This window comes from Bradyrhizobium iriomotense (assembly GCF_018130765.1).
Lineage (GTDB): Bacteria > Pseudomonadota > Alphaproteobacteria > Rhizobiales > Xanthobacteraceae > Bradyrhizobium > Bradyrhizobium iriomotense_A.
This window is the reverse complement of the sequence record NZ_JAFCJZ010000028.1, coordinates 40485-59836: the sequence shown is the minus strand read 5'-3', so window position 1 is coordinate 59836 and position 19352 is coordinate 40485. Positions and strand designations below refer to the sequence as shown.

The following is a 19352-nucleotide window of genomic DNA, read 5'->3' as shown; positions in this document are numbered from 1 at the left end:
GCCTGCGCCGATCTATACGGCCCGCACTGCTGCGCCATGCGCGTGCTTGTTGATGGCGCCGATGATCTCGGGCCAGAAGCATATCGGCAGCGCGTGGCCCATGCCTGGGATCATCAACAGCTTTGCGTTCGGAATGGACGCCGCGGTGTCCTTGCCGCCTTCGGGGTGGACCAGCGGATCGACGGTGCCGTGAATGACGAGCGTCGGCGTCGTCACGGCGTGCAGCCGCTCCTTGCGGCTTCCGGAGGCAAGCACGGCGCGGAGCTGCCGGCCGACGCCGGCCGGATTGAGCCCGCGCGCGAACACGCGCTCGGCGCGGTCAGGGTCGAGCGCTTCCTCTTCCGGAAACGATCCGGCGCGCAGCACCTTCCAGGTCTCGCCGAAGCGGACCATGAACTCCTCCTTGCTGCGCGGCGGCGGCGCCATCAGCATCGCCGCAGCCTCGCGTGTCGGCGGCGGTATGCGCGGGTTGCCCGTGGTCGACATGATCGAGGTCAGCGAGCGCACACGCTGTGGAAACGACAGCGTCATCTCCTGCGCGATCATGCCGCCCATGGAGGCGCCGACCAGATGCGCCGACTTGATGCCGAGCGTGTCCATCAGGCCGACCGTGTCCTTGGCCATGTCGATCAGCTTGTAGGACGCGGCCACGGGAATCCGGAGGAAGCGCAGCTTCAGCAGCTCGAGCGGCGTCAGGCGCTTGCCGCCGGTGAGATGGCTCGACTTGCCGATGTCGCGATTGTCGAAGCGGATCACCCGGAAGCCGTGCGTGGCGAGCTGCTCGCAGAACGCGTCGTCCCAATGGATCATCTGCGCGCCGAGCCCCATGATCAGCAGCAGAGGCTCGGCATTGTCGTTGCCAAAAATCTCGTAGCAGATGTCGATGCCGTTGGCGCGGACGGTCTGGGGCGGCTGATGGGCGGTCACGGGTCCCTCCTGCTGATCGATGCTGTATCGCACGGTTTGCTGTCGCAAAGAAGCGCATGCGCGACGATGCGCCCGCCGCTTGCCGGTTGACCGGCCCCGCGCAACGGTGTGGTATGGCGAAAAAGAAGGGCATCGCAGCTCTCGATACCAGGAGGACGCCGATGACCGACAAGACCAATGATCCGGTCGCCATGTGGCAGAAGATGATGGGTGAGATGGAGAAGGGGTTCAACTCCTTCGCCAACCAGGCCATGTCGTCGCCGGAGTTTTCTCAAGCGCTGAACCGGGCTGGCGGCGTTGCTGCAGGTGCTCAGAAGCAGCTCGGCGAGCTCATGGAGAAATATCTCGTCGCGATGAATCTGCCGAGCCGCGAGCAGGTGATAGGGCTTGCGGAACGGTTGCAGTCCATCGAGGCCCAGGTCAGTGAGATGAAGTCGATGCTGAGCCAGATTGCGGCAGGTTCCGGAATCTCGCAAAGCCTCGATGCTGCGCCGCGGCCGCCACGCACCAAGCGTCCGCCCTCCGAAAACGGAGGACAGACATGAACGCACCTGCGGGACTTGATTTCGCGTCCATCCCGGAACGCATCCAGTCCGAGGTGCAGCGCGCCATCCAGCGCAGCATCAAGGGCGTCGAATATTTTTCGACCTCGGGCCCTTCGCTCGGCTCGACGCCGAAGGACGTGCTGCATTCGCGCGGCACGATGAGCCTGTATCACTACCGGCCGATGTCGGACGAGATCTACCGCGTGCCGGTGCTGATCGTGATGGCGACCACCAACCGCGGCTACATCCTCGACCTCGTGCCCGGCCAGAGCTTCATCGAGTTCCTGCTGAAGCGCGGTTATGACGTGTACATGCTCGACTGGAGCGCGCCGCGGCCGGAAGAGAAGAGCCTGCGGATGGAGGACTATGTCCTCGACTTCATCCCGGATTGCGTCCGTCGCGTGCAGCAGGATTCGGGCGAGCAGGACGTCTCCGTCATCGGCTATTGCTTCGGCGGCGTGCTGTCGCTGCTCTACGGCTCGATCCACAAGGACGGGCCGATGAAGAACCTGATCTGCTTCACCACACCGATCGATTTCCGCGAGATGAAGCTGTTCTCGAATTTCTCCGACCGCCGCTATTTCGACGTCGACCGGCTCGTCGACAGCGTCGGCAACGTGCCGCCGGAGATGATCCTGTCCTCGTTCGAGATGCTGCGGCCGGCCTCGCGCACGGTGAGCCAGATCCAGCTCTGGGAAAACATCTGGAACGACGAGTTCGTGAAGTCGTACCGGATGTTCGACCGCTGGGCGACCGACACGCTGCCGCTGGCCGGCGAGTACTTCCGCACCATCACCAAGGACCTGATGTGGGACAACAAGCTGTTCAACGACACCATGTCGGTCGGTGGCCGCGAGGCGAAGCTCGAGAACATCAAGGTGCCGATCCTGCATGCGGTCGCCGAGCACGACCACATCGTGCCCTATGACGCCGCAAAGCACCTGATCGCCAAGATCGGGTCGGAAGACAAGGAAGAGGTGATGCTGAAGGGCGGTCACGTCTCGCTGGTCGCTGGCGCCAACGCCGTGAAACGGCTGTGGCCGAAACTGGATTCCTGGCTGGGAAAGAGATCGACATGAGCGAGCAGCGTTCCTATCCGCGTCACGTCAAGACCGACGCCGGCGATATCGAGATCCGCCTGATGTCGCCCGCGGACGAGGCCGCGGTGCTCGCCTTCGGCAAGGGCCTGCCGACCCACGATTTGTTGTTCCTGCCTCGCAACATCAGCGAGCCGAAGGTGCTCTCCGCCTGGGTCAAGGAGATCGAACGGGGGGCGATCACGAGCCTGCTCGCGGTCAGGGACGGCAAGGTCGTCGGCTGTGGCACGCTGGTGCGCGATCCGCACTCCTGGTCGCCTCATGTCGGCGAGATCCGCATGGTGGTGTCGCCCGACGTCCGCGGCCAGGGCGTGGGCAAGGCGCTGTCGCAGGAAACCTTCGCCCTTGCGCTCGGCGCGGGCCTGGAAAAGCTCTCGGTTCAGATGACCGTCGACCAGCAGGCGGCGATCGCCCTGTTCGAGAGCCTCGGCTTCAAGGCCGAAGCCCTGCTGCGGGACCATGTCCGGGACGTCGACGGCAAGACCCACGACATCGTCGTGCTCGGCCACAACATCGCGCAGGTCCAGGCCCAGATGGAGGCCTATGGGCTGCCGGGCGCCGTCCAGCACTAGGTCCGGATCGGCCCGATCCTCGAACCAATTGGCCAAGGAGGCATCAGGATGCCTCCCGTTAAGGCTGTTCACGATTTCGTGATATCGCAGTGCAATACGAATATTGCATCGCACAATTAACCGTGGCATATAAGCCGTGCCCCGGGCCAATGCGGACGGGGTGAGCCCATAGCTCAACCAATGAGGATGGAGAGAACCCCATGACCACTGAAACCAACACCGCTTTCGAGGGCTTCAAGGACGCTTTCAAGAACATCCAGAACCTGGAAGTTCCCGAGGCCGCTCGCGAATTCGTCAAGAAGACTGCCAACACCGCCAAGGACCGTGCCGCCGAGGTGTTCGCTGGCTCCGAGCGCGTGACCGCCGCCGTCGAGAACGCGGTGACCGAGTCCGTCACTGAAGCCGGCAAGATCAGCCGCAACATCCAGCAGGCGATCTACGAGGACGCCGAGGCGTTCTTCTCGGGCATCGACAAGCTCGCGTCCGCCAAGTCGGTCAGCGAAGCCGTCGAGATCCAGTCGAGCATGCTCCGCGCCCGCGGCGAAGCGTTCGTCTCGCGCGCCAAGGCGACCGCCGACTATCTCGGCAAGCTCGCCGCCAACGGTGCGAAGTCCGCTCAGGACAACTTTGCCAAGGTCTACAACAAGACCGCCTGATTTGGTCTCCTGAGTAGCAACTGAATTTGAGGCCCGCTTCGGCGGGCCTTTTGTTTTTTCGCGGCCGTCATTGCGAGCTGGATTGCTTCGCTTCGCTCGCAATGACGAGTACTGTGACGCTGTCATGAACGCACCCGCCACCTTCTCCTTCGACACCCCCGGCGATGCCGAACGTGCGGCCGAGCTGCGCCGCGTGAAAGCGCTGGCGACGCTGGTGCTGGCCTCGACGCTTCTGCTCTTCATCGTCGCGAAATGGCTGCTGCCAGTGCATCCCGTGTTCGGCTTCATTGCAGCCTTCGCGGAAGCCGCGACCATCGGCGGGCTCGCCGACTGGTATGCGGTGGTGGCGCTGTTCAAGCGGCCGCTCGGACTGCCGATCCCGCACACAGCGATCATCCAGAGCAACCAGGCCCGCATCGCCGACAAGCTCGGCGAGTTCATCCAGGTGCATTTCCTCGAGGCCGGCCCCGTCGAGGCCAAGCTGAACGAGATCGACTTCGGCTCCTTCGTCGCCGACTGGCTGCGCGACCGCAAGCGCAGCGATGACCTTGCGCGCTTCGCGCTGCGTCTGTTGCCGGAGGCGGTGTCCGCCACGGAAAGCTCGGGCCTGATGACCTTCATCATCCGCCGCATGTCCTCGCAGCTTCAGGCGATCGACCTAGCCCCGCTCGCGGCCGGCACGCTGCGCGGCTTCGTTGCGGAAGGGCGGCACCAGATCCTGTTCGACGATCTCCTGCGCGTGATGCACGAGACCCTGAACCAGAAAGAGACAATGGCGATGATCCGCGAGAAGGTGCGCGCGGAGTTGCCGACCTTGCTCAATCTCTATCGCGCCGACAAGTTTCTGGTGAACAAGATCGTGGCCTCCGCCACCGCATTCTTCAACGAGGTGCGCAGCGATCCCAGGCATCCGTTCCGCGGCGAGTTCGACCGCATGGTGCTGAACTTCGTCGACCGGCTCGGTACCGATCAGGCCTATATCGACCGCATCGACGGCTTGAAGCGCGACCTGCTGGCGCGGCCGGAGCTTGCCGATCTCGCCCGCACCGTCTGGGCCAATGCGCGCTCCTTCATCGAGCGTAGCGCGAGCGGCGAAACGCAGGTGCTGCAGCATCATCTGGCCGGCATGTTCGTCTCGGCAGGCGAGGCGCTCGCCGGCGATGCCGAGCTGCGGGGCGAGATCAACAAGGGCCTGGTGACGGTGCTGCGCAGCTTCGTCGCGGACCAGAAGAGCGGCGTCTCGACCTTCATCTCCGACCAGGTCAAGGCGTGGAATATGACGCAGCTGATTTCGCTGATCGAAATCAACATCGGGCGCGACCTGCAATACATCCGCTTCAACGGGTCGTTGATTGGCGGGCTCGCCGGGCTCGCGCTCTACTCCGTAGAATTCCTGCTTCGATGGCTGTGACTTTTGCGTCACGGCCGTTAGCATTAACGCGCGGGCCTATTGTCGCCTCGCATCTCTCCCGCTTGAATGTGCGGACCGGCCGCCTAGCTGATTCATGTTGCGCTGCGGAACGTTCAAGAAGCCGGCGTATTGGAATTCATGCCCATTTGCCGGCATCGCTGCCGGCGCCTTCTCAGGGGAAATGTTGATGACCGCTACTGCCCAGACGCTGCGTCCGCCGTCCCGTACCCTGATGTTTCTGGAAGGGCGCGCGATCCACGAGTTCGGCGCATTCCTCGGCGCACTGCCGCTGCTGAGCCTCGCGCCGCGCGGCGATGGGCACCCGGTGCTGGTGCTCCCGGGCCTCGTGGCCTCCGACGCCTCCACGCGCGCGCTGCGTACGTTCCTGTCCGGCAAGGGCTACACGGTGAGCGGCTGGCGCCAGGGCCGCAATTACGGCCTGCGCGAAGGCGTGCAGCACGCGATGGTCGATCTGGTCGAAGAGCTCAGCGACAAGCACGGACGCAAGATCAGCCTGGTCGGCTGGAGCCTTGGCGGTCTCTATGCGCGCCAGCTCGCCAAGATGATGCCCGAGCGCGTGCGTCAGGTGATCACGCTCGGCAGCCCCTTCGCCGGCGATCCCCGTTCGACCAATGCCTGGCGGGTCTATGAATGGGCGAGCGGCCGGAAGTCCGACGAGGTCGATCCGGAGTTCGGCGGCGAGCTCGCCGTCCCGCCTCCGGTGCCGACCACCGCCATCTTCAGCCGCACCGACGGCGTCTGCGCCTGGCAGGGCTGCATGGAGAAGACGGGCGCGCAGACCGAGAGCATCGAAATCGAGAGCAGCCATTGCGGCATGGGCCATCATCCCGCCGCGGTCTACGCCGTCGCCGACCGGCTTGCGCAGAAGGAAGGCCAGTGGCAACCCTTCGACCGCAGCGGCTGGCGCAGCCTGGCCTATCCCGATCCGCACAGGTGATCTTCTTCGCCTCTCCCCGTAAGAACGGGGAGAGGGAGAGCAAGAGCCGTCGCTCCCGTCCATTGTCGTGCCCGCACCAAACGCGCTATGCCTCGCGCATGGCGCATCCGCTCTCCCGCATCATCGACCAGCTCAAGCGCGAGCCCTCGCGCACCGGCTCCATCGTCATCACCGTGTTTGGCGACGCCATCGTGCCGCGCGGCGGCTCGGTGTGGCTGGGCACGCTGCTGGAATTCTTCGAAAGCCTTGATATCGACAGCGGTGTGGTGCGCACCGCGATGTCGCGCCTTGCTGCCGACGGATGGCTGACGCGCGAAAAAGTCGGCCGCAACAGCTTTTATCGTCTTGCCGAAAAAGGCCGTCAGACCTTCGAGGCTGCGACGCGCCACATCTACGATCCGCCGCCATCGGATTGGACCGGGCGCTTCGAGCTGCTGCTGATCGGCAATGGCGAGGACCGCGACGCCTCGCGCGAGGCGCTGCGCAATGCCGGCTTCGGCAGCCCGCTGCCGGGTGTCTGGGTCGCACCGTCAGGCGTGCCGGTGCCGGATGAGGCTGCCGGCGCGATCCGCCTCGAGGTCTCTGCGGAGGACGACAGTGGCCGACGTCTGCTCAGCGCGAGCTGGCCGCTGGACCGCACCGCGGACGCCTACCTGAAATTCATGAAGACGTTCGAGCCGCTGCGCGCCGCGATCGGCCGCGGCACGGACCTGTCCGAGGCCGACGCCTTCACCGCGCGCATCCTGCTGATCCACCACTACCGCCGCGTCGTGCTGCGCGACCCGCTGCTGCCCCAGAGCCTGTTGCCGGCGGACTGGCCGGGCAGGGCGGCACGCGAACTCTGCGGCGAGATCTATCGCGCGTTGCTCGCCTCGTCGGAGCAATGGCTTGACGGTCATGGAACCAATGAAAAGGGGGCACTGCCGCCCGCGCGAAAACTCCTGGAAAGGAGGTTCGAGGTCTGATCTATCTGTTACAGAAATATCTTGCATGACGTAATTTTTGTTATATATTGCCTCCCAATAAAACGGGAGGACGCGCATGTACACCCAGGCGCTGAACACGGCCGAGACCGATGATCGCGGTCTGGAGGATGCAGGCAAGGCTGCGCAGTTCCAGGCCCGCATCGATGCCGAGGAGCGCATCGAGCCGAACGACTGGATGCCGGCGGCCTATCGCAAGACGCTCACCCGCCAGATCTCCCAGCACGCGCACTCCGAAATCGTCGGCATGCTGCCCGAGGGCAACTGGATCACGCGCGCGCCAACCTTGCGCCGCAAGGCGGCGCTGCTCGCCAAGGTGCAGGACGAGTGCGGCCACGGGCTCTATCTTTACGCGGCCGCCGAGACGCTCGGCTCCTCGCGCGAGGAGCTGGTCGACGCGATGCTCGCGGGCAAAGCCAAATATTCCTCGATCTTCAACTATCCGACGCTGACCTGGGCTGACATCGGCACGATCGGCTGGCTGGTCGACGGCGCCGCGATCATGAACCAGATCCCGCTGTGCCGTTGCTCCTACGGGCCCTATGCCCGCGCGATGATCCGCGTCTGCAAGGAGGAGTCCTTCCACCAGCGCCAGGGCTACGAGATCATGGTGACGCTATGCCGCGGCTCGGACGAGCAGAAGGCGATGGCGCAGGACGCACTGAATCGCTGGTGGTGGCCGGTGCTGATGATGTTCGGCCCGCCGGATTCCACGAGCCAGCACAGCGACACCTCGACGAAGTGGAAGATCAAGCGCTTCTCCAATGACGAGCTGCGCCAGAAATTCGTCGATGCCACCGTGCCGCAGGCGCAATATCTCGGCCTCTCCATTCCCGATCCCGGCATGATTCAGGATGCCGACGGACACTGGCGCTACAGCGAGATCGACTGGACCGAGTTCAAGCAGGTGCTCGCCGGCAATGGCCCCTGCAACCGCGACCGCATGGCCGCGCGCCGCAAGGCCCATGAGGAGGGCGCCTGGGTACGCGAGGCGGCGGCCGCCTATGCCGCCAAGCGCGCGCAGCGTCAGACCGCGCAAGCCGCCGAATAGGGAGATCAATATGGCCACGCCGAACACGCCGCTGTGGGAAGTCTTCATTCGCAGCCGCAACGGGCTCGCGCACAAGCATGTGGGATCGCTGCATGCGAACGACGCGACGATGGCGCTGCAGGCTGCCCGCGACATCTACACCCGGCGCGGCGAGGGCCTGTCGATCTGGGTCGTTCCGTCCACCGCGATCACCGCGAGCGATCCCGCCGAGAAGGGCATGATGTTCGAGCCGGCGGAGTCGAAGATCTACCGGCATCCGACGTTTTATGAGGTGCCGGAAGAAGTGGGGCACATGTGATGGCGGTCGCCAACATCCAGGTCTCCGAAACGCCGCTGGTGCTCTACGCGCTGCGCCGCGCCGACGATGCGCTGATCCTCGGTCACAGGCTGTCGGAATGGTGCGGGCATGCGCCGATGCTGGAAGAGGACATGGCCCTCTCCAACATCGCGCTCGACCTCATCGGCCAGGCGCGAGAGCTCTACACCTTTGCCGCCCAGGCCGAGGGCAAGGACAACGACGAGGACAAGCTCGCTTATCTCCGCGACGTGCGGCAGTACCGCAATCTGCTTCTGGTCGAGCAGCCGAACGGCGATTTTGCCCAGACCCTGGTGCGGCAGTTTTTCTATTCCGCCTTCGCCGACCTCTACTGGCGCGCGATGATGAATTCGCGCGATGCGACGCTGGCGGCCATTGCCGCCAAGTCGGAGAAGGAGAGCGCCTATCATCTGCGCCACGCCTCGGAATGGATCATCCGGCTCGGCGACGGCACGGACGAAAGCCATGTCCGCGCGCAAGCCGCGATCGATCGCCTCTGGGCCTTCACCGGCGAGATGTTCGCCGTCGACGACGGCGAGCGGGCCCTGATCCATGCCGGCATTGTCGTCGATCCCGGCGCCTTGCGTGGTCGCTGGCTGACGACGCTCTCGGATATCACCCGTGAAGCAACGCTCACGCTGCCGCAGAACGACTGGATGCAGCAGGGCGGTCGCTCTGGCCGGCATAGCGAGCATCTCGGCCATCTCCTGTCGGAGCTGCAATCGATGCAGCGAACGTTTCCGGGGCTGACATGGTGACGGTGCTGGACCGCGACAGCGAGCTGCGCCGGCGCGCTTGGGATGCCGCCGCGAGCGTGGTCGATCCCGAGATTCCGGTACTGAGCATTGCCGATCTCGGCGTGCTGCGAGATGTCGTCCTCGACGGCGATCATGTCGAGGTCGCGATCACGCCGACCTATTCGGGATGCCCGGCCATGAACATGATCGCGCTCGAGATCGAGATCGCGCTGGAGCGCGCCGGTTTTCGTCATCCGAAAGTGCGAACCGTGCTGTCGCCGGCCTGGACCACGGACTGGATGAGCGAGGCGGGGCGCGAGAAGCTGCGCGCCTACGGCATCGCGCCGCCGCAAGCCTCGAGCTCGCGCCGCGCGCTGTTCGGCGAGCAGGCGGTGGCATGCCCGCAATGCGGCTCGGACAAGACCGAGCTGCTGTCCGAATTCGGCTCGACCTCCTGCAAGGCGCTCTGGCGCTGCAAGACCTGCCGCGAACCCTTTGATTACTTCAAGTGTCATTGACCATGTCCGCAGCCGCACCGCGCTTCCATCGCCTGGCCGTCAGCGACCTCCGCCGCGAGGCCTCCGACGCCGTCTCGATGACCTTCGCCATTCCCGGCGATCTCGCTGGCGACTACGCCTTCACGCCCGGCCAGTATCTCACGCTCCGCACCACGCTCGATGGTGAGGAGGTGCGCCGTTCCTATTCCATCTGTTCTGGCCCCGACGACGGCGAGATCCGCATCGCCGTGAAGAAGGTCGATGGCGGCGCGTTTTCGAGCTGGGCAGCCGAAGATCTCAAATGCGGCGATGAGCTAGACGTGATGACGCCGACCGGGCGTTTTGGTGTGGTCCCGCCCGCCGATGCAGGCCGCATTCATGTCGGCTTCGCCGCGGGCTCCGGCATCACACCGATCCTGTCGATCGTGAAGGGCGTGCTCGCGCGCGAGCCGGACAGCCGCTTCTTCCTGTTCTACGGCAACCGCACGACCGACAACATCATGTTCCTCGAAGCGCTCGAGGAGCTGAAGGACCGCTTCATCGATCGCCTCTCGATCTTCCACGTCATCTCCGGCGAGGAGCAGGACATCCCGGTCCTCCATGGTCGGCTCGACGGCGAGAAGGTGAGGGTGCTGCTCCGCTCGCTGGTGCCGGCGGGAAGCGTCGATCACGTCTTCATCTGCGGTCCATCAGGCATGAGCGAGGAGATCGAGGCGACCTGCCGCGATCTCGGCATCGCGGATGAACGCATTCACGTCGAGCGCTTCGTCTCCGAATTCGGCGGCAAGCCGCGGCCGAAGAAGGCCGTTGCGCCCGATGCACCGCCGAAGGCGATCGCCTCACTGATCATCGACGGCAAGCGTCGTGACGTGCCGGTCGCAGAGGATGAGGCGATCCTCGATGCCGCGCTGCGCGCCGGCGTCGATCTGCCCTTCGCCTGCAAGGGCGGCATGTGCTCGACCTGCCGCGCCAAATTGGTTGAGGGCGAGGCGCCGATGGACATCAATTATTCGCTGGAACCGTGGGAGCTGAAGGCCGGCTTCGTCCTGACCTGTCAGGCCAAGCCGTCGTCGGAGCGGGTCGTGGTCGATTACGACCATGTCTGATCGGGCGTATCAGGCTCCGACAATGCAAATGCGTCGCATTATTTGACAGTTTTGGCCAACCAGCAGAACATCATGTGCAAACAATCGGCCGGGAGAAGCGCGTGAACGTCAAAGCCGCCCTGTCGCCTGAGGATATCGCCCGCGCCTGCGCTCAGGCGATGTGGGCCGAGGACGATGCCTCCAAAGGTCTCGGCATGGAGATCGTCGAGATCGGCCCGGGCTTCGCGACGCTCGCAATGACGGTGCGGCCGGACATGGTCAACGGCCAGCGCATCGCCCATGGCGGCTTCATCTTCACGCTCGCCGATTCCGCTTTCGCGTTCGCCTGCAACTCGCACAATGAGCGCGTGGTGGCGGCGCAAGGCCAGATCACCTTCATCAAGCCGGGCAGGCTCGGCGACCGACTCGTTGCGAAGGCGCGCGAGATCACCCGCGGCGGCCGTTCCGGCATCTACGACGTACGTGTCACCGCGGGCGACGCCGTCATCGCGGAATTCCGCGGGCATTCGCGCGTCATTCCTGGCACGTGGCTGCCAGCGCAAGATCAATAAGACAAAAGAAGAAAAGAACAAACCAATGTGGGGAAACGAGGATGGCTCTGACGAGGCTCAAGGAAGGCGGCAGCACCTATAGCGCCGAGATGGACGCGCATGAGCGCGCCTCGCGCGACGAGATCATGGCGCTGCAGAAGCAGCGGCTGGCTTGGTCGCTGAAGCACGCCTACGACAACGTCGCGCATTACCGCAAGGCCTTCGACAAGGCCGGCGTGCATCCGTCCGATTTTCGCGAGCTCTCCGATCTCGCGAAATTTCCGTTCACGGTGAAGACGGACCTGCGCGACAACTACCCCTTCAACATGTTCGCCGTGCCGCGCGAAAAGCTGGTGCGCGTGCATGCTTCATCCGGTACGACGGGCAAGCCGATCGTCGTCGGCTACACCCAGCGTGACATCGACACCTGGTCCGAGGTGATGGCGCGCTCGATCCGAGCGGCCGGCGGCCGCACCGGCATGATCATCCACAATGCCTATGGCTACGGCCTCTTCACCGGTGGGTTAGGGGTGCACTACGGCGCCGAAAAACTCGGCTGCACGGTGGTACCGATCTCCGGCGGCATGACCGAGCGGCAGGTGCAGCTCATCAACGATTTCCGGCCTGACATCATCACGGTGACGCCGAGCTACATGCTGGCGATCCTCGACGAGTTCAAGCGCCAGAAGCTCGACCCGCGGCAGTGCTCGCTCAAGGTCGGCATCTTCGGCGCCGAGCCCTGGACCAACGCGATGCGCGGCGAGATCGAGGACGCCTTCGACATGGATGCGACCGACATCTATGGCCTGTCCGAGGTGATCGGTCCCGGCGTCGCGCAGGAGTGCATCGAGACCAAGGATGGCCTGCACATCTGGGAGGATCATTTCTACCCCGAAGTGATCGATCCCCAGACGGGTGCGGTGCTGCCGGATGGCGAGAAGGGCGAGCTGGTCTTCACCTCGCTCACCAAGGAGGCCTTCCCCGTGATCCGCTATCGCACCCGCGACCTGACGCGGCTGCTGCCAGGCACGGCGCGGCCGGGCATGCGACGGATGGAGAAGGTGACGGGGCGCTCCGACGACATGATCATCCTGCGCGGCGTCAATCTGTTCCCGACCCAGATCGAGGAGGTGCTGCTCGCGACCGACTGGTGCGGCGGCCATTTCATCCTCGAGCTCACCCGGGAAGGCCGGATGGACGAGCTGACCATCATCGCCGAGGCACGGCCTGAGAGCTGGGACGGCCGCGGGCTCGTCGATCATGCCGACCGGATCGCGACCCACATCAAGAACACGATCGGCGTCAGTTCGAGGGTCCAGGTGGTTGCGCCGGCCACGCTCGAGCGCTCGCTGGGCAAGGCCAAGCGGCTCTACGACAAGCGGCCCAAGGACTGACTTGACGGATTGACTTGACCGGTCCCAAAGGCGACAAGGCCCGCGAGAAAACGCGGGTCTTTTCATGTCGCCAGCCGATGCCAAAACGGTCGAAGCGCGCTGTGTGCGCCTCAACGCCAAAGCCGAAAACGCCGCTGCGCTTGCACCGGGCGTCGAGCGCCAGACGCTTGCGCGCGGGCCGAACGATCTCCTGATCGAGGTGAAGGCCGCCGCCGTCAATCCCTCCGACGTCAAGGCGGCGACCGGGCTGATGCCCTATGCCGTGTTCCCGCGGACCCCCGGCCGCGACTACGCCGGCGTGGTGATCGGCGGGCCCGCAGGCACAATGGGGCGTGAAGTGTTCGGCTCCTCCGGCGATCTCGGCATCCGCCGCGACGGGACCCACGCAACCCATCTCGTCGTCGAGGCCGATGCGGTCGTGGAGAAGCCCAAGACCGTGTCCTGGGAGGAGGCCGCTGGCATCGGCGTGCCCTTCGTCACCGCGATGGAAGGCTTTCGCCGCGCAGGCGTGCCGAAGACCGGCGAGACGGTGCTGGTGTTCGGCGTCAACGGCAAGGTCGGCCAGGCTGCAGTGCAGATCGCGACTTGGCAGGGCGCGCGCGTTATCGGCGTGGTGCGCAAGGCGGAAGCTTATGAAGGTCACGCCAACGCGCCCATCGAGGTGATCGACGCCTCCGCCACCGACGTTGCCGCGCGCGTGCGCGAATTGACGGGCGGCAAGGGCGCCGACATCGTCTTCAACACCGTCGGCGATCCCTATTTCCAGGCTGCGCACAAGTCGCTCGCCTTGCGCGGCCGCCAGATCCTGATCGCGGCGATCGACCGCATCGTGCAGTTCAACATCCTCGAATTCTACCGGGGGCAGCACACTTATGTCGGCATCGATACGCTCGGCCTGTCCTCTGCTGCAACCGGCGCGGTGCTGCGCGACCTCGGGCCGGGCTTTGCGAGCCAGCACCTGAAGCCGTTCCCGATCAAGGCGAATGCGATCTATCCGCTGGAGCGCGCGAAGGAGGCGTACGTTGCCGTCGCCGGCTCGTCGCGCGACCGCGTGATCCTGAAGCCGTGACGATGGAAGCCTCCGCCCAACTCGTCATCCTCGCCGGCCTCGTCATCGGTCTCGTCTACGGCGCCGTCGGTTTGCTCAGCGGCTTTTGCCTGATGAGCAGCATGCGCGGCTTTCTGGCGGACGGGGACGGGCGGCTGGTGCGAACCTACGCGCTGGCGATCGCGGTCGCGATTGCCGCGAGCCAGTTCCTCGCCGGCAGCGGCACGGTCGATCTCGGCAAGTCGATCTATCTGCAGCAAACCTTTTCTGCCCCGGTGCTGTTCCTTGGCGGCCTGCTGTTCGGCTACGGCATGGTGCTGTCGAATGGCTGCGGCTCGCGTGCGCTGGTGCTGCTCGGGCGTGGCAATCTCCGCTCCTTCGTCGTCGTGATTGTGCTTGCGATTGCCGCGCAGATGACGCTCAAGGGCCTGATCGCGCCGGCGCGCATCGCGCTGGTCCAGGCTTCGCAAACCACGCTCAACGCGAATTCGCTGCCGTCCTTGCTGGCGACGCTCGGTCTCGCGGGGACGCTTTCGCGCGCGCTTGCCGCTGCGACGATTGTCGTCGCGCTGATCCTGTTCGCTTTCGCGCATCCGGCGTTCCGCCGCTCGCCCGGCCAGATCGCAGCGGGCGTCATCGTGGGCCTCCTCGTCGCCGGCGGCTGGTTGGTCACCGGCTATCTCGGCGCCGACGACTTCAATCCGATTCCCGTGACCTCGCTCACCTTCATCGCGCCGATCGCGGACGCCCTGCAATACGCGATGCTCTCGACCGGACTGACGCTCAACTTCGGCGTCGCGACAGTTGCCGGCGTCTTCGCCGGCAGCTTGGTCGCCGCACTCGCTACCGGCCGCTTCAAGCTCGAAGGCTATTCATCGCCGCGCCACATGCTGCGCTCAGGCGCCGGTGCCGCGTTGATGGGGATCGGCGGCGTGATGGCGTTTGGCTGCTCGATCGGGCAGGGGCTCACTGGTCTCTCGACCCTCGCGCTGGGCTCGCTCATTGCGGTTGCCGGCATCCTGCTCGGCACGGCGGCCGGTCTGCGCGGTGCGTTGCGGGTTCAGCCGCTCGCGGTGGCCTGACTGCGCAACAGCCGGTCGCCTAACGTGGCAAGACCAATGCCGGTGACGATCAGCCCGGCCGCGACGGCAAGACTCATGTCGATCGGCTCGCCGAGCAGGATCGCCGCGCTGGCGATGCCGACGAGTGGCGTTCCGGTGGTGCCGAGCGCCGTCGTCAGGGCCGAGATGCTCTTGTTGACCATCGACATCGCCCAGTAGGCCAGCGCCGTCCCGATCAGGCCGGAGTATAGAAACAGCAAGACGAGCCTCCACGACCATTCCACGTGCGGTACGCCATCCGTGACCGCCGCCGACGTTGTCAGCACGATCGTCGCGACCAGCACCTGCCAGATCAGCAACTGGAGCGGCGACGCGATCCAGCGATGCGCGCGGATATAGATGATGTTGGCGGCCCACGAGATCGCGGCCAGGATCACCATGCCGGCGCCGAGCACGACATTCGCATTGGTCCAGTCGATGGACGTCGGGTTCAGGATCACGGCAAGGCCGATCAATCCGAGCAGGGCGCCGGCGAGCTTTGGCGCGGTCAGCGTATCCTTCCCCAGCAAGGGCGCGGCGATTGCGACCCAGAGCGGCGTGGTGTAGCCGAGCACGATGGCCTTGCTCGCAGGCAGGAAGCGCACACCGGCCGCAACCAGGACCGAGAACACCGTCATATGCAGCAGCGCCACGCTCAGGACCACGGGAATGTCGCGCCGCTCCGGGATCACCAGATTCTTGCTCAGTCCGAGGATCACGAACAATCCAGCCAGCGCGATCCAGCTCCGGATCGCTGAAGTCCACAGTGGCGGAAGGAACTGGACGAGCTGTTTCGTCACCGACCAGTTCACGCCCCAGGCCAGCACGATGATGAGGAACAGGCCGACGGCGGCGCGGGGGGACAGGGAGTTCATCACGGAGGTCCTTGAAGCAGTCCAGTGCGGCGGATAGCATCTCGGCTGGCACCAGAAAAAGTGCCAGATTGGAGAAGAACAAGGTGCCAGTTACCGAAGGCATGATCGCGGGCCTGATCGACCTGAAACGCGCCGACGAGGAGGGCTTGGCTGCGCAGCTGACGGGTCAGCTCCGAAGCCTGATTGCGAGCGGTCGCCTCGGCAGGGGCCGTGCGCTGCCGTCGAGCCGCCGGCTCGCGAGCGATCTCGGCGTGTCCCGCAACACCGTCACTTACGCGTTCGAGCAGCTCGCCGCGGAAGGATATTTGGCAGCGTCGCACGGGCGGCGCCCGGTCGTGACCGTCGACGGCGCTGAGCGGATCGATGCAGCAGGGGCAGCTACATCGCGTCCGCGCTCCGGTAAGCCGAGGCTCTCGCCCTGGGCGTCGAAGCTGAAGCAGACGGACTGGCCGATGTCCTATCTGGCGCCGCTAAAACCCTTGCGCCCGGGGCATGGCGACGCAAGAGAGTTTCCGAACGAAACCTGGGGGCGCTGCCTGCGCCGCAGCGCCGTAGGGGCAGCCAGGCGCGAACTCGGGCCGGTCAACCGGCCGCGCTTGCGCGAGGCGCTGGCGCATTACCTCGCGACCAGCAGAGGCGTTCGCGCCACGGCGGAGCAGATCCTGATCCTGCCGAGCGCGCAGGCCGCGCTGACGTTGATCGCGGTTGCAGTCATCACGCCTGGCGACGAGGTCTGGGTCGAGGATCCCGGCTATCCCGGCGCCGCCGCTGCCTTCCGAGCCTCTGGCGCGCGCGTGACCGGCATCCGGCTGGACGAGCAGGGCATGCAGCGAATGGCGGGCATGGCGGTGCCAACGCTGATCTTCATGACGCCATCGCACCAGCATCCGACCGGGCGGCTGATGTCACTGGCCCGCCGCACCGAGTTTCTCAGGGCAAGCATGCCCGGCAAGACCTGGATCGTGGAAGACGACTACGATGGAGAATTCCACTACGACAGCCGGCCGGTGCCGGCGTTGCAGGGCCTCGATGCACACGGCCGCGTGTTCTATGTCGGCACCTTCTCGAAGGCGATGACATCGGATATCCGGCTCGGCTATCTCGTCGTGCCGCCGGCGCTGGTCAGCACGCTGGAGATCGCGCAGCGGCACATCGGGCTGATTGCGTCCAGCCACATCCAGGAGGCGCTCGCCGAGTTCATCGGCGACGGGCATTTCCTCGCGCATCTGCGCCGGATGCGCCGGCTCTATCACGCGCGCCGCGATCATCTCGTCGATGGGCTGGAGCGCCATCTCGGCGAGGTGCTCACCGCCGAGGTGCCCTCAGGCGGCATCCAGCTCGTCGCGCGTCTCAAGCGCGGCCGCGCCGATCAGGCAGCGGTCAAGCGGCTAGGTGAGGCGGGCGTTGTGACGCGAGCCTTGTCCAGCCTGGCGCTCGGCAAGCCGCGCGATCACGGCCTGCTGCTAGGCTTTGCGGCGTGGCGCGAGGGTGAGATCAGCGCGGCCGTGCGGACGATGGCATCGTGCTTCTAGCGCGCCGATTCACTCCACCGCCTTCGTCACGATGCGGATCTCCGAGGTCAGCGTGCGGTGCACCGGGCACTTGTCGGCGATCTCCATCAGCTTCTTGCGCTGCTCGGCATCGAGTGCGCCGTCCATTGTGATGTCGCGCTCGATCTGGTCGAGCATGCCCTCGCGCGTCTCGCACTCTGCGCAATCCTTGGCGTAGATCTTCGAATGTTTCAGCGTGACCGTGACGCGGTCGAGCGGCAGCGACTTGCGATCGGCGTAGAGGCGCATCGTCATGGAGGTGCAGGCTCCGAGGCCTGCGAGCAGGAAATCATAGGGGCCGGGACCGGCATCCTCGCCGCCGGCCGCAACCGGCTCGTCCGCCACCAGATGATGCGGGCCGACGGTGATGATCTGGTTGAACTTGCTCTTGCGGGTCTCCTGCACCACGACCTTCCGCGGCTCCTCGGGAAGATCCATCGCTTTTGCGGGCTTTGCCGTATCGATGTAGCGGCTGGCCCAGGCGGTGATCACGTCGGCCGCGTAGAGCGCATCGGCCGGCTTGGTCAGCAGATGATCGGCATGGTCAAGCGAGACGAAGCTCTTGGGATGCTTTGCCGCAACGAAAATCTTGGTTGCGTTGTCGATGCCGACGGTGTCGTCAACGGGCGAATGCATCACCAGCAGCGCCTTGTGCAGGCCGGTGACATCCTTCATCAGCTCGTGCTCGACGATGTCGTCGAGGAATTCGCGCTTGATCCGGAACGGGCGTCCCGCGAGCGAGACTTCGACCTCGCCCTGCGTGCGGATGTTGTCGATATGCTCCTTGAATAGGCCGGTGACGTGGGCGGGGTCGGAGGGCGCCGCGATGGTGGCCACCGCTCTCGCCTCGGGAATCTGAGCGGCTGCCGCAAGGATCGCGGCGCCGCCGAGACTGTGGCCGATCAGGAGCGACGGTGCCTTGCGGACGCTGCGCAGATGATCGGCCGCGTGCACGAGATCGGCGACGTTGGAGGAAAAGGTCGAATTGGCGAAATCACCTTCGCTGGAGCCCAGTCCGGTGAAGTCGAAACGCAGCACCGCGATGCCCCTGGCCGCGAGGGCGACCGAGATGCGCTTGGCCGCCAGCGTGTCCTTGCCGCAGGTGAAGCAGTGCGCGAACAGCGCGTAGGCGGCGGGCTCGCCGTCCGGCAGCTCCAGCGCCGCCGCGAGCTGATGGCCGCCTTCGCCGGTGAACTGAAAGCGTTCCGTGGGCATGGGATTCCCCCGTTCTGTTTGGAGTCTAGTCGCCCGAATAACGCTGCTCGGCCCAGGGATCGCCGCGGTTATGATAGCCGCGGACTTCCCAGAAGCCCGGCGCGTCCTCGGTCAGGAATTCGATCGCCTGGAGCCATTTCGCGCTCTTCCAGAAATACAGATGCGGCACCACCAGCCGCACCGGGCCGCCATGTTCCTCCGTCAGCGGCTGGCTGGACCAGCTATGGGCGAGCAGGGCATCCTCGGCGGCAAAGTCCTCCAGCGCGAGGTTGGTGGTGTAGCCGTCATAGGAATGCAGCACGACGAAGCGTGCATCCTCGCGCGGCCGGCAGACGGCGAGCAGCTCGCGCGTGGCGAGGCCTTCCCAAAGATTGTCGTAGCGCGACCAGGTCGTCACGCAATGGATGTCGGAAGTGAACTGGACCTGATTCTGCGCGGCGAACTCAGGATAAGTCCAGAACACCGGATTTTCGACCGCGCCGTAGACGTCGAGCCGCCAGCGCTCGCGTGACACCGGCGGCATGACCCCGAGATCGAGCACCGGCCAGTCCTTGGTCAGGTGCTGACCGGGCGGCAGGCGCTGATCTTCCGGCCGCGTGACCTTGCCGGTGAGGAAGCGGCCTTCGCGCGCCCATTTCTCCTTGGTGCGCGTCAGCTTGCTGTCGGGCGGCTCGCTGTCGTCGGTCATGGGCTGCTCGTGGCGACGAGATTGCCGACGGAGCCGATGAAGATCGCCTTGATCCGACGCTCGGCGTCGGCGACGTCAAAATGCTCGAAGGCCGGC

General features: G+C 65.3%; 21 protein-coding genes. 17 read left to right on the top strand and 4 right to left on the bottom strand.

All coding sequences use genetic code 11. From position 1 onward, the window contains the following. Nucleotides 1-12 precede the first annotated feature (12 nt). Nucleotides 13-927, bottom strand: a complete 915-nt coding sequence (locus tag JQ635_RS34120) for an alpha/beta fold hydrolase (protein WP_211414157.1) — start codon at nt 925-927, stop codon at nt 13-15. Nucleotides 928-1088: 161 nt separating this feature from the next. Here JQ635_RS34120 and JQ635_RS34115 point away from each other — a divergent pair, with 161 nt between their 5' ends. The 16 genes from JQ635_RS34115 (at nt 1089) to JQ635_RS34040 (ending at nt 14910) form a co-directional block, all read left to right on the top strand. Beyond that, complete coding sequence (locus tag JQ635_RS34115) at nt 1089-1472, top strand: hypothetical protein (RefSeq protein WP_211414205.1); 384 nt, start codon at nt 1089-1091, stop codon at nt 1470-1472. After that, the gene (locus JQ635_RS34110; protein ID WP_211414156.1) at nt 1469-2551 is read left to right on the top strand and encodes a PHA/PHB synthase family protein; all 1083 of its coding nucleotides are present in this window, start codon (nt 1469-1471) and stop codon (nt 2549-2551) included. Before JQ635_RS34115 ends, JQ635_RS34110 begins: the two co-directional genes overlap by 4 nt. Beyond that, the gene (locus JQ635_RS34105) at nt 2548-3141 is read left to right on the top strand and encodes a GNAT family N-acetyltransferase (protein ID WP_211414155.1); all 594 of its coding nucleotides are present in this window, start codon (nt 2548-2550) and stop codon (nt 3139-3141) included. Before JQ635_RS34110 ends, JQ635_RS34105 begins: the two co-directional genes overlap by 4 nt. A gap of 200 nt (nt 3142-3341) precedes the next feature. Then, a complete protein-coding gene (locus tag JQ635_RS34100) occupies nt 3342-3797 on the top strand; it encodes a phasin (protein WP_211414154.1) in 456 nt (151 codons plus the stop codon). A 124-nt stretch (nt 3798-3921) separates the two neighbouring features. Continuing rightward, nucleotides 3922-5208 (top strand): DUF445 domain-containing protein, encoded by a 1287-nt coding sequence (locus JQ635_RS34095; RefSeq protein ID WP_211414153.1) that lies wholly within the window; start codon nt 3922-3924, stop codon nt 5206-5208. A gap of 187 nt (nt 5209-5395) precedes the next feature. Continuing rightward, nucleotides 5396-6166, top strand: coding sequence for an esterase/lipase family protein (locus JQ635_RS34090; protein WP_211414152.1), 771 nt, complete (start codon nt 5396-5398; stop codon nt 6164-6166). Nucleotides 6167-6264: 98 nt separating this feature from the next. Beyond that, complete coding sequence (paaX, locus tag JQ635_RS34085) at nt 6265-7131, top strand: phenylacetic acid degradation operon negative regulatory protein PaaX (RefSeq protein WP_211414151.1); 867 nt, start codon at nt 6265-6267, stop codon at nt 7129-7131. A gap of 76 nt (nt 7132-7207) precedes the next feature. Beyond that, nucleotides 7208-8200, top strand: a complete 993-nt coding sequence (paaA, locus tag JQ635_RS34080; RefSeq protein WP_211414150.1) for a 1,2-phenylacetyl-CoA epoxidase subunit PaaA — start codon at nt 7208-7210, stop codon at nt 8198-8200. 10 nt (nt 8201-8210) lie between these two features. Next, the gene (gene paaB / locus JQ635_RS34075) at nt 8211-8498 is read left to right on the top strand and encodes a 1,2-phenylacetyl-CoA epoxidase subunit PaaB (protein ID WP_014496929.1); all 288 of its coding nucleotides are present in this window, start codon (nt 8211-8213) and stop codon (nt 8496-8498) included. Next, nucleotides 8498-9274 (top strand): 1,2-phenylacetyl-CoA epoxidase subunit PaaC, encoded by a 777-nt coding sequence (paaC, locus tag JQ635_RS34070; protein WP_211414149.1) that lies wholly within the window; start codon nt 8498-8500, stop codon nt 9272-9274. Before paaB ends, paaC begins: the two co-directional genes overlap by 1 nt. Continuing rightward, the gene (gene paaD / locus JQ635_RS34065) at nt 9268-9771 is read left to right on the top strand and encodes a 1,2-phenylacetyl-CoA epoxidase subunit PaaD (RefSeq protein ID WP_211414148.1); all 504 of its coding nucleotides are present in this window, start codon (nt 9268-9270) and stop codon (nt 9769-9771) included. Before paaC ends, paaD begins: the two co-directional genes overlap by 7 nt. Before the next feature lie 2 nt (nt 9772-9773). Continuing rightward, nucleotides 9774-10856, top strand: a complete 1083-nt coding sequence (gene paaE / locus JQ635_RS34060) for a 1,2-phenylacetyl-CoA epoxidase subunit PaaE (RefSeq protein ID WP_211414147.1) — start codon at nt 9774-9776, stop codon at nt 10854-10856. A 101-nt stretch (nt 10857-10957) separates the two neighbouring features. After that, on the top strand, nt 10958-11407 hold the full coding sequence (gene paaI / locus JQ635_RS34055) for a hydroxyphenylacetyl-CoA thioesterase PaaI (RefSeq protein WP_211414146.1): 450 nt from the start codon (nt 10958-10960) through the stop codon (nt 11405-11407). Nucleotides 11408-11448: 41 nt separating this feature from the next. Next, the gene (gene paaK / locus JQ635_RS34050) at nt 11449-12780 is read left to right on the top strand and encodes a phenylacetate--CoA ligase PaaK (RefSeq protein ID WP_211414145.1); all 1332 of its coding nucleotides are present in this window, start codon (nt 11449-11451) and stop codon (nt 12778-12780) included. Nucleotides 12781-12844: 64 nt separating this feature from the next. Beyond that, nucleotides 12845-13849 (top strand): quinone oxidoreductase family protein, encoded by a 1005-nt coding sequence (locus JQ635_RS34045; RefSeq protein ID WP_211414144.1) that lies wholly within the window; start codon nt 12845-12847, stop codon nt 13847-13849. Nucleotides 13850-13851: 2 nt separating this feature from the next. Next, on the top strand, nt 13852-14910 hold the full coding sequence (locus JQ635_RS34040) for a YeeE/YedE family protein (RefSeq protein WP_211414143.1): 1059 nt from the start codon (nt 13852-13854) through the stop codon (nt 14908-14910). Here JQ635_RS34040 and JQ635_RS34035 read toward each other — a convergent pair. After that, entirely contained in the window at nt 14889-15803 is a 915-nt protein-coding gene (locus JQ635_RS34035; protein ID WP_211414142.1) for a DMT family transporter, read from the bottom strand. The genes JQ635_RS34040 and JQ635_RS34035 overlap by 22 nt on opposite strands. 101 nt (nt 15804-15904) lie before the next feature. Between JQ635_RS34035 and JQ635_RS34030 the strand changes: the two genes are divergently transcribed. Beyond that, nucleotides 15905-17335, top strand: a complete 1431-nt coding sequence (locus JQ635_RS34030; protein ID WP_211414204.1) for a PLP-dependent aminotransferase family protein — start codon at nt 15905-15907, stop codon at nt 17333-17335. A gap of 9 nt (nt 17336-17344) precedes the next feature. On the opposite strand, the gene JQ635_RS34025 is transcribed toward JQ635_RS34030, so the two are convergent. Beyond that, nucleotides 17345-18568 (bottom strand): bifunctional alpha/beta hydrolase/OsmC family protein, encoded by a 1224-nt coding sequence (locus tag JQ635_RS34025; RefSeq protein WP_211414141.1) that lies wholly within the window; start codon nt 18566-18568, stop codon nt 17345-17347. A 25-nt stretch (nt 18569-18593) separates the two neighbouring features. Further along, a complete protein-coding gene (locus JQ635_RS34020) occupies nt 18594-19256 on the bottom strand; it encodes a sulfite oxidase-like oxidoreductase (protein WP_211414140.1) in 663 nt (220 codons plus the stop codon). Nucleotides 19257-19352: the final 96 nt, after the last annotated feature.

Bases quoted from the DNA above. Each gene is read 5' to 3' on its own strand.
- JQ635_RS34115 (WP_211414205.1), top strand. From the start codon at position 1,089: ATGACCGACAAGACCAATGATCCGGTCGCCATGTGGCAGAAGATGATG.
- JQ635_RS34110 (WP_211414156.1), top strand. From the start codon at position 1,469: ATGAACGCACCTGCGGGACTTGATTTCGCGTCCATCCCGGAACGCATC.
- JQ635_RS34105 (WP_211414155.1), top strand. From the start codon at position 2,548: ATGAGCGAGCAGCGTTCCTATCCGCGTCACGTCAAGACCGACGCCGGC.
- JQ635_RS34100 (WP_211414154.1), top strand. From the start codon at position 3,342: ATGACCACTGAAACCAACACCGCTTTCGAGGGCTTCAAGGACGCTTTC.
- JQ635_RS34095 (WP_211414153.1), top strand. From the start codon at position 3,922: ATGAACGCACCCGCCACCTTCTCCTTCGACACCCCCGGCGATGCCGAA.
- JQ635_RS34090 (WP_211414152.1), top strand. From the start codon at position 5,396: ATGACCGCTACTGCCCAGACGCTGCGTCCGCCGTCCCGTACCCTGATG.
- paaX (WP_211414151.1), top strand. From the start codon at position 6,265: ATGGCGCATCCGCTCTCCCGCATCATCGACCAGCTCAAGCGCGAGCCC.
- paaA (WP_211414150.1), top strand. From the start codon at position 7,208: ATGTACACCCAGGCGCTGAACACGGCCGAGACCGATGATCGCGGTCTG.
- paaB (WP_014496929.1), top strand. From the start codon at position 8,211: ATGGCCACGCCGAACACGCCGCTGTGGGAAGTCTTCATTCGCAGCCGC.
- paaC (WP_211414149.1), top strand. From the start codon at position 8,498: ATGGCGGTCGCCAACATCCAGGTCTCCGAAACGCCGCTGGTGCTCTAC.
- paaD (WP_211414148.1), top strand. From the start codon at position 9,268: ATGGTGACGGTGCTGGACCGCGACAGCGAGCTGCGCCGGCGCGCTTGG.
- paaE (WP_211414147.1), top strand. From the start codon at position 9,774: ATGTCCGCAGCCGCACCGCGCTTCCATCGCCTGGCCGTCAGCGACCTC.
- paaK (WP_211414145.1), top strand. From the start codon at position 11,449: ATGGCTCTGACGAGGCTCAAGGAAGGCGGCAGCACCTATAGCGCCGAG.
- JQ635_RS34045 (WP_211414144.1), top strand. From the start codon at position 12,845: ATGTCGCCAGCCGATGCCAAAACGGTCGAAGCGCGCTGTGTGCGCCTC.
- JQ635_RS34040 (WP_211414143.1), top strand. From the start codon at position 13,852: ATGGAAGCCTCCGCCCAACTCGTCATCCTCGCCGGCCTCGTCATCGGT.
- JQ635_RS34035 (WP_211414142.1), bottom strand. From the start codon at position 15,803: ATGAACTCCCTGTCCCCCCGCGCCGCCGTCGGCCTGTTCCTCATCATC.
- JQ635_RS34030 (WP_211414204.1), top strand. From the start codon at position 15,905: ATGATCGCGGGCCTGATCGACCTGAAACGCGCCGACGAGGAGGGCTTG.
- JQ635_RS34025 (WP_211414141.1), bottom strand. From the start codon at position 18,568: ATGCCCACGGAACGCTTTCAGTTCACCGGCGAAGGCGGCCATCAGCTC.
- JQ635_RS34020 (WP_211414140.1), bottom strand. From the start codon at position 19,256: ATGACCGACGACAGCGAGCCGCCCGACAGCAAGCTGACGCGCACCAAG.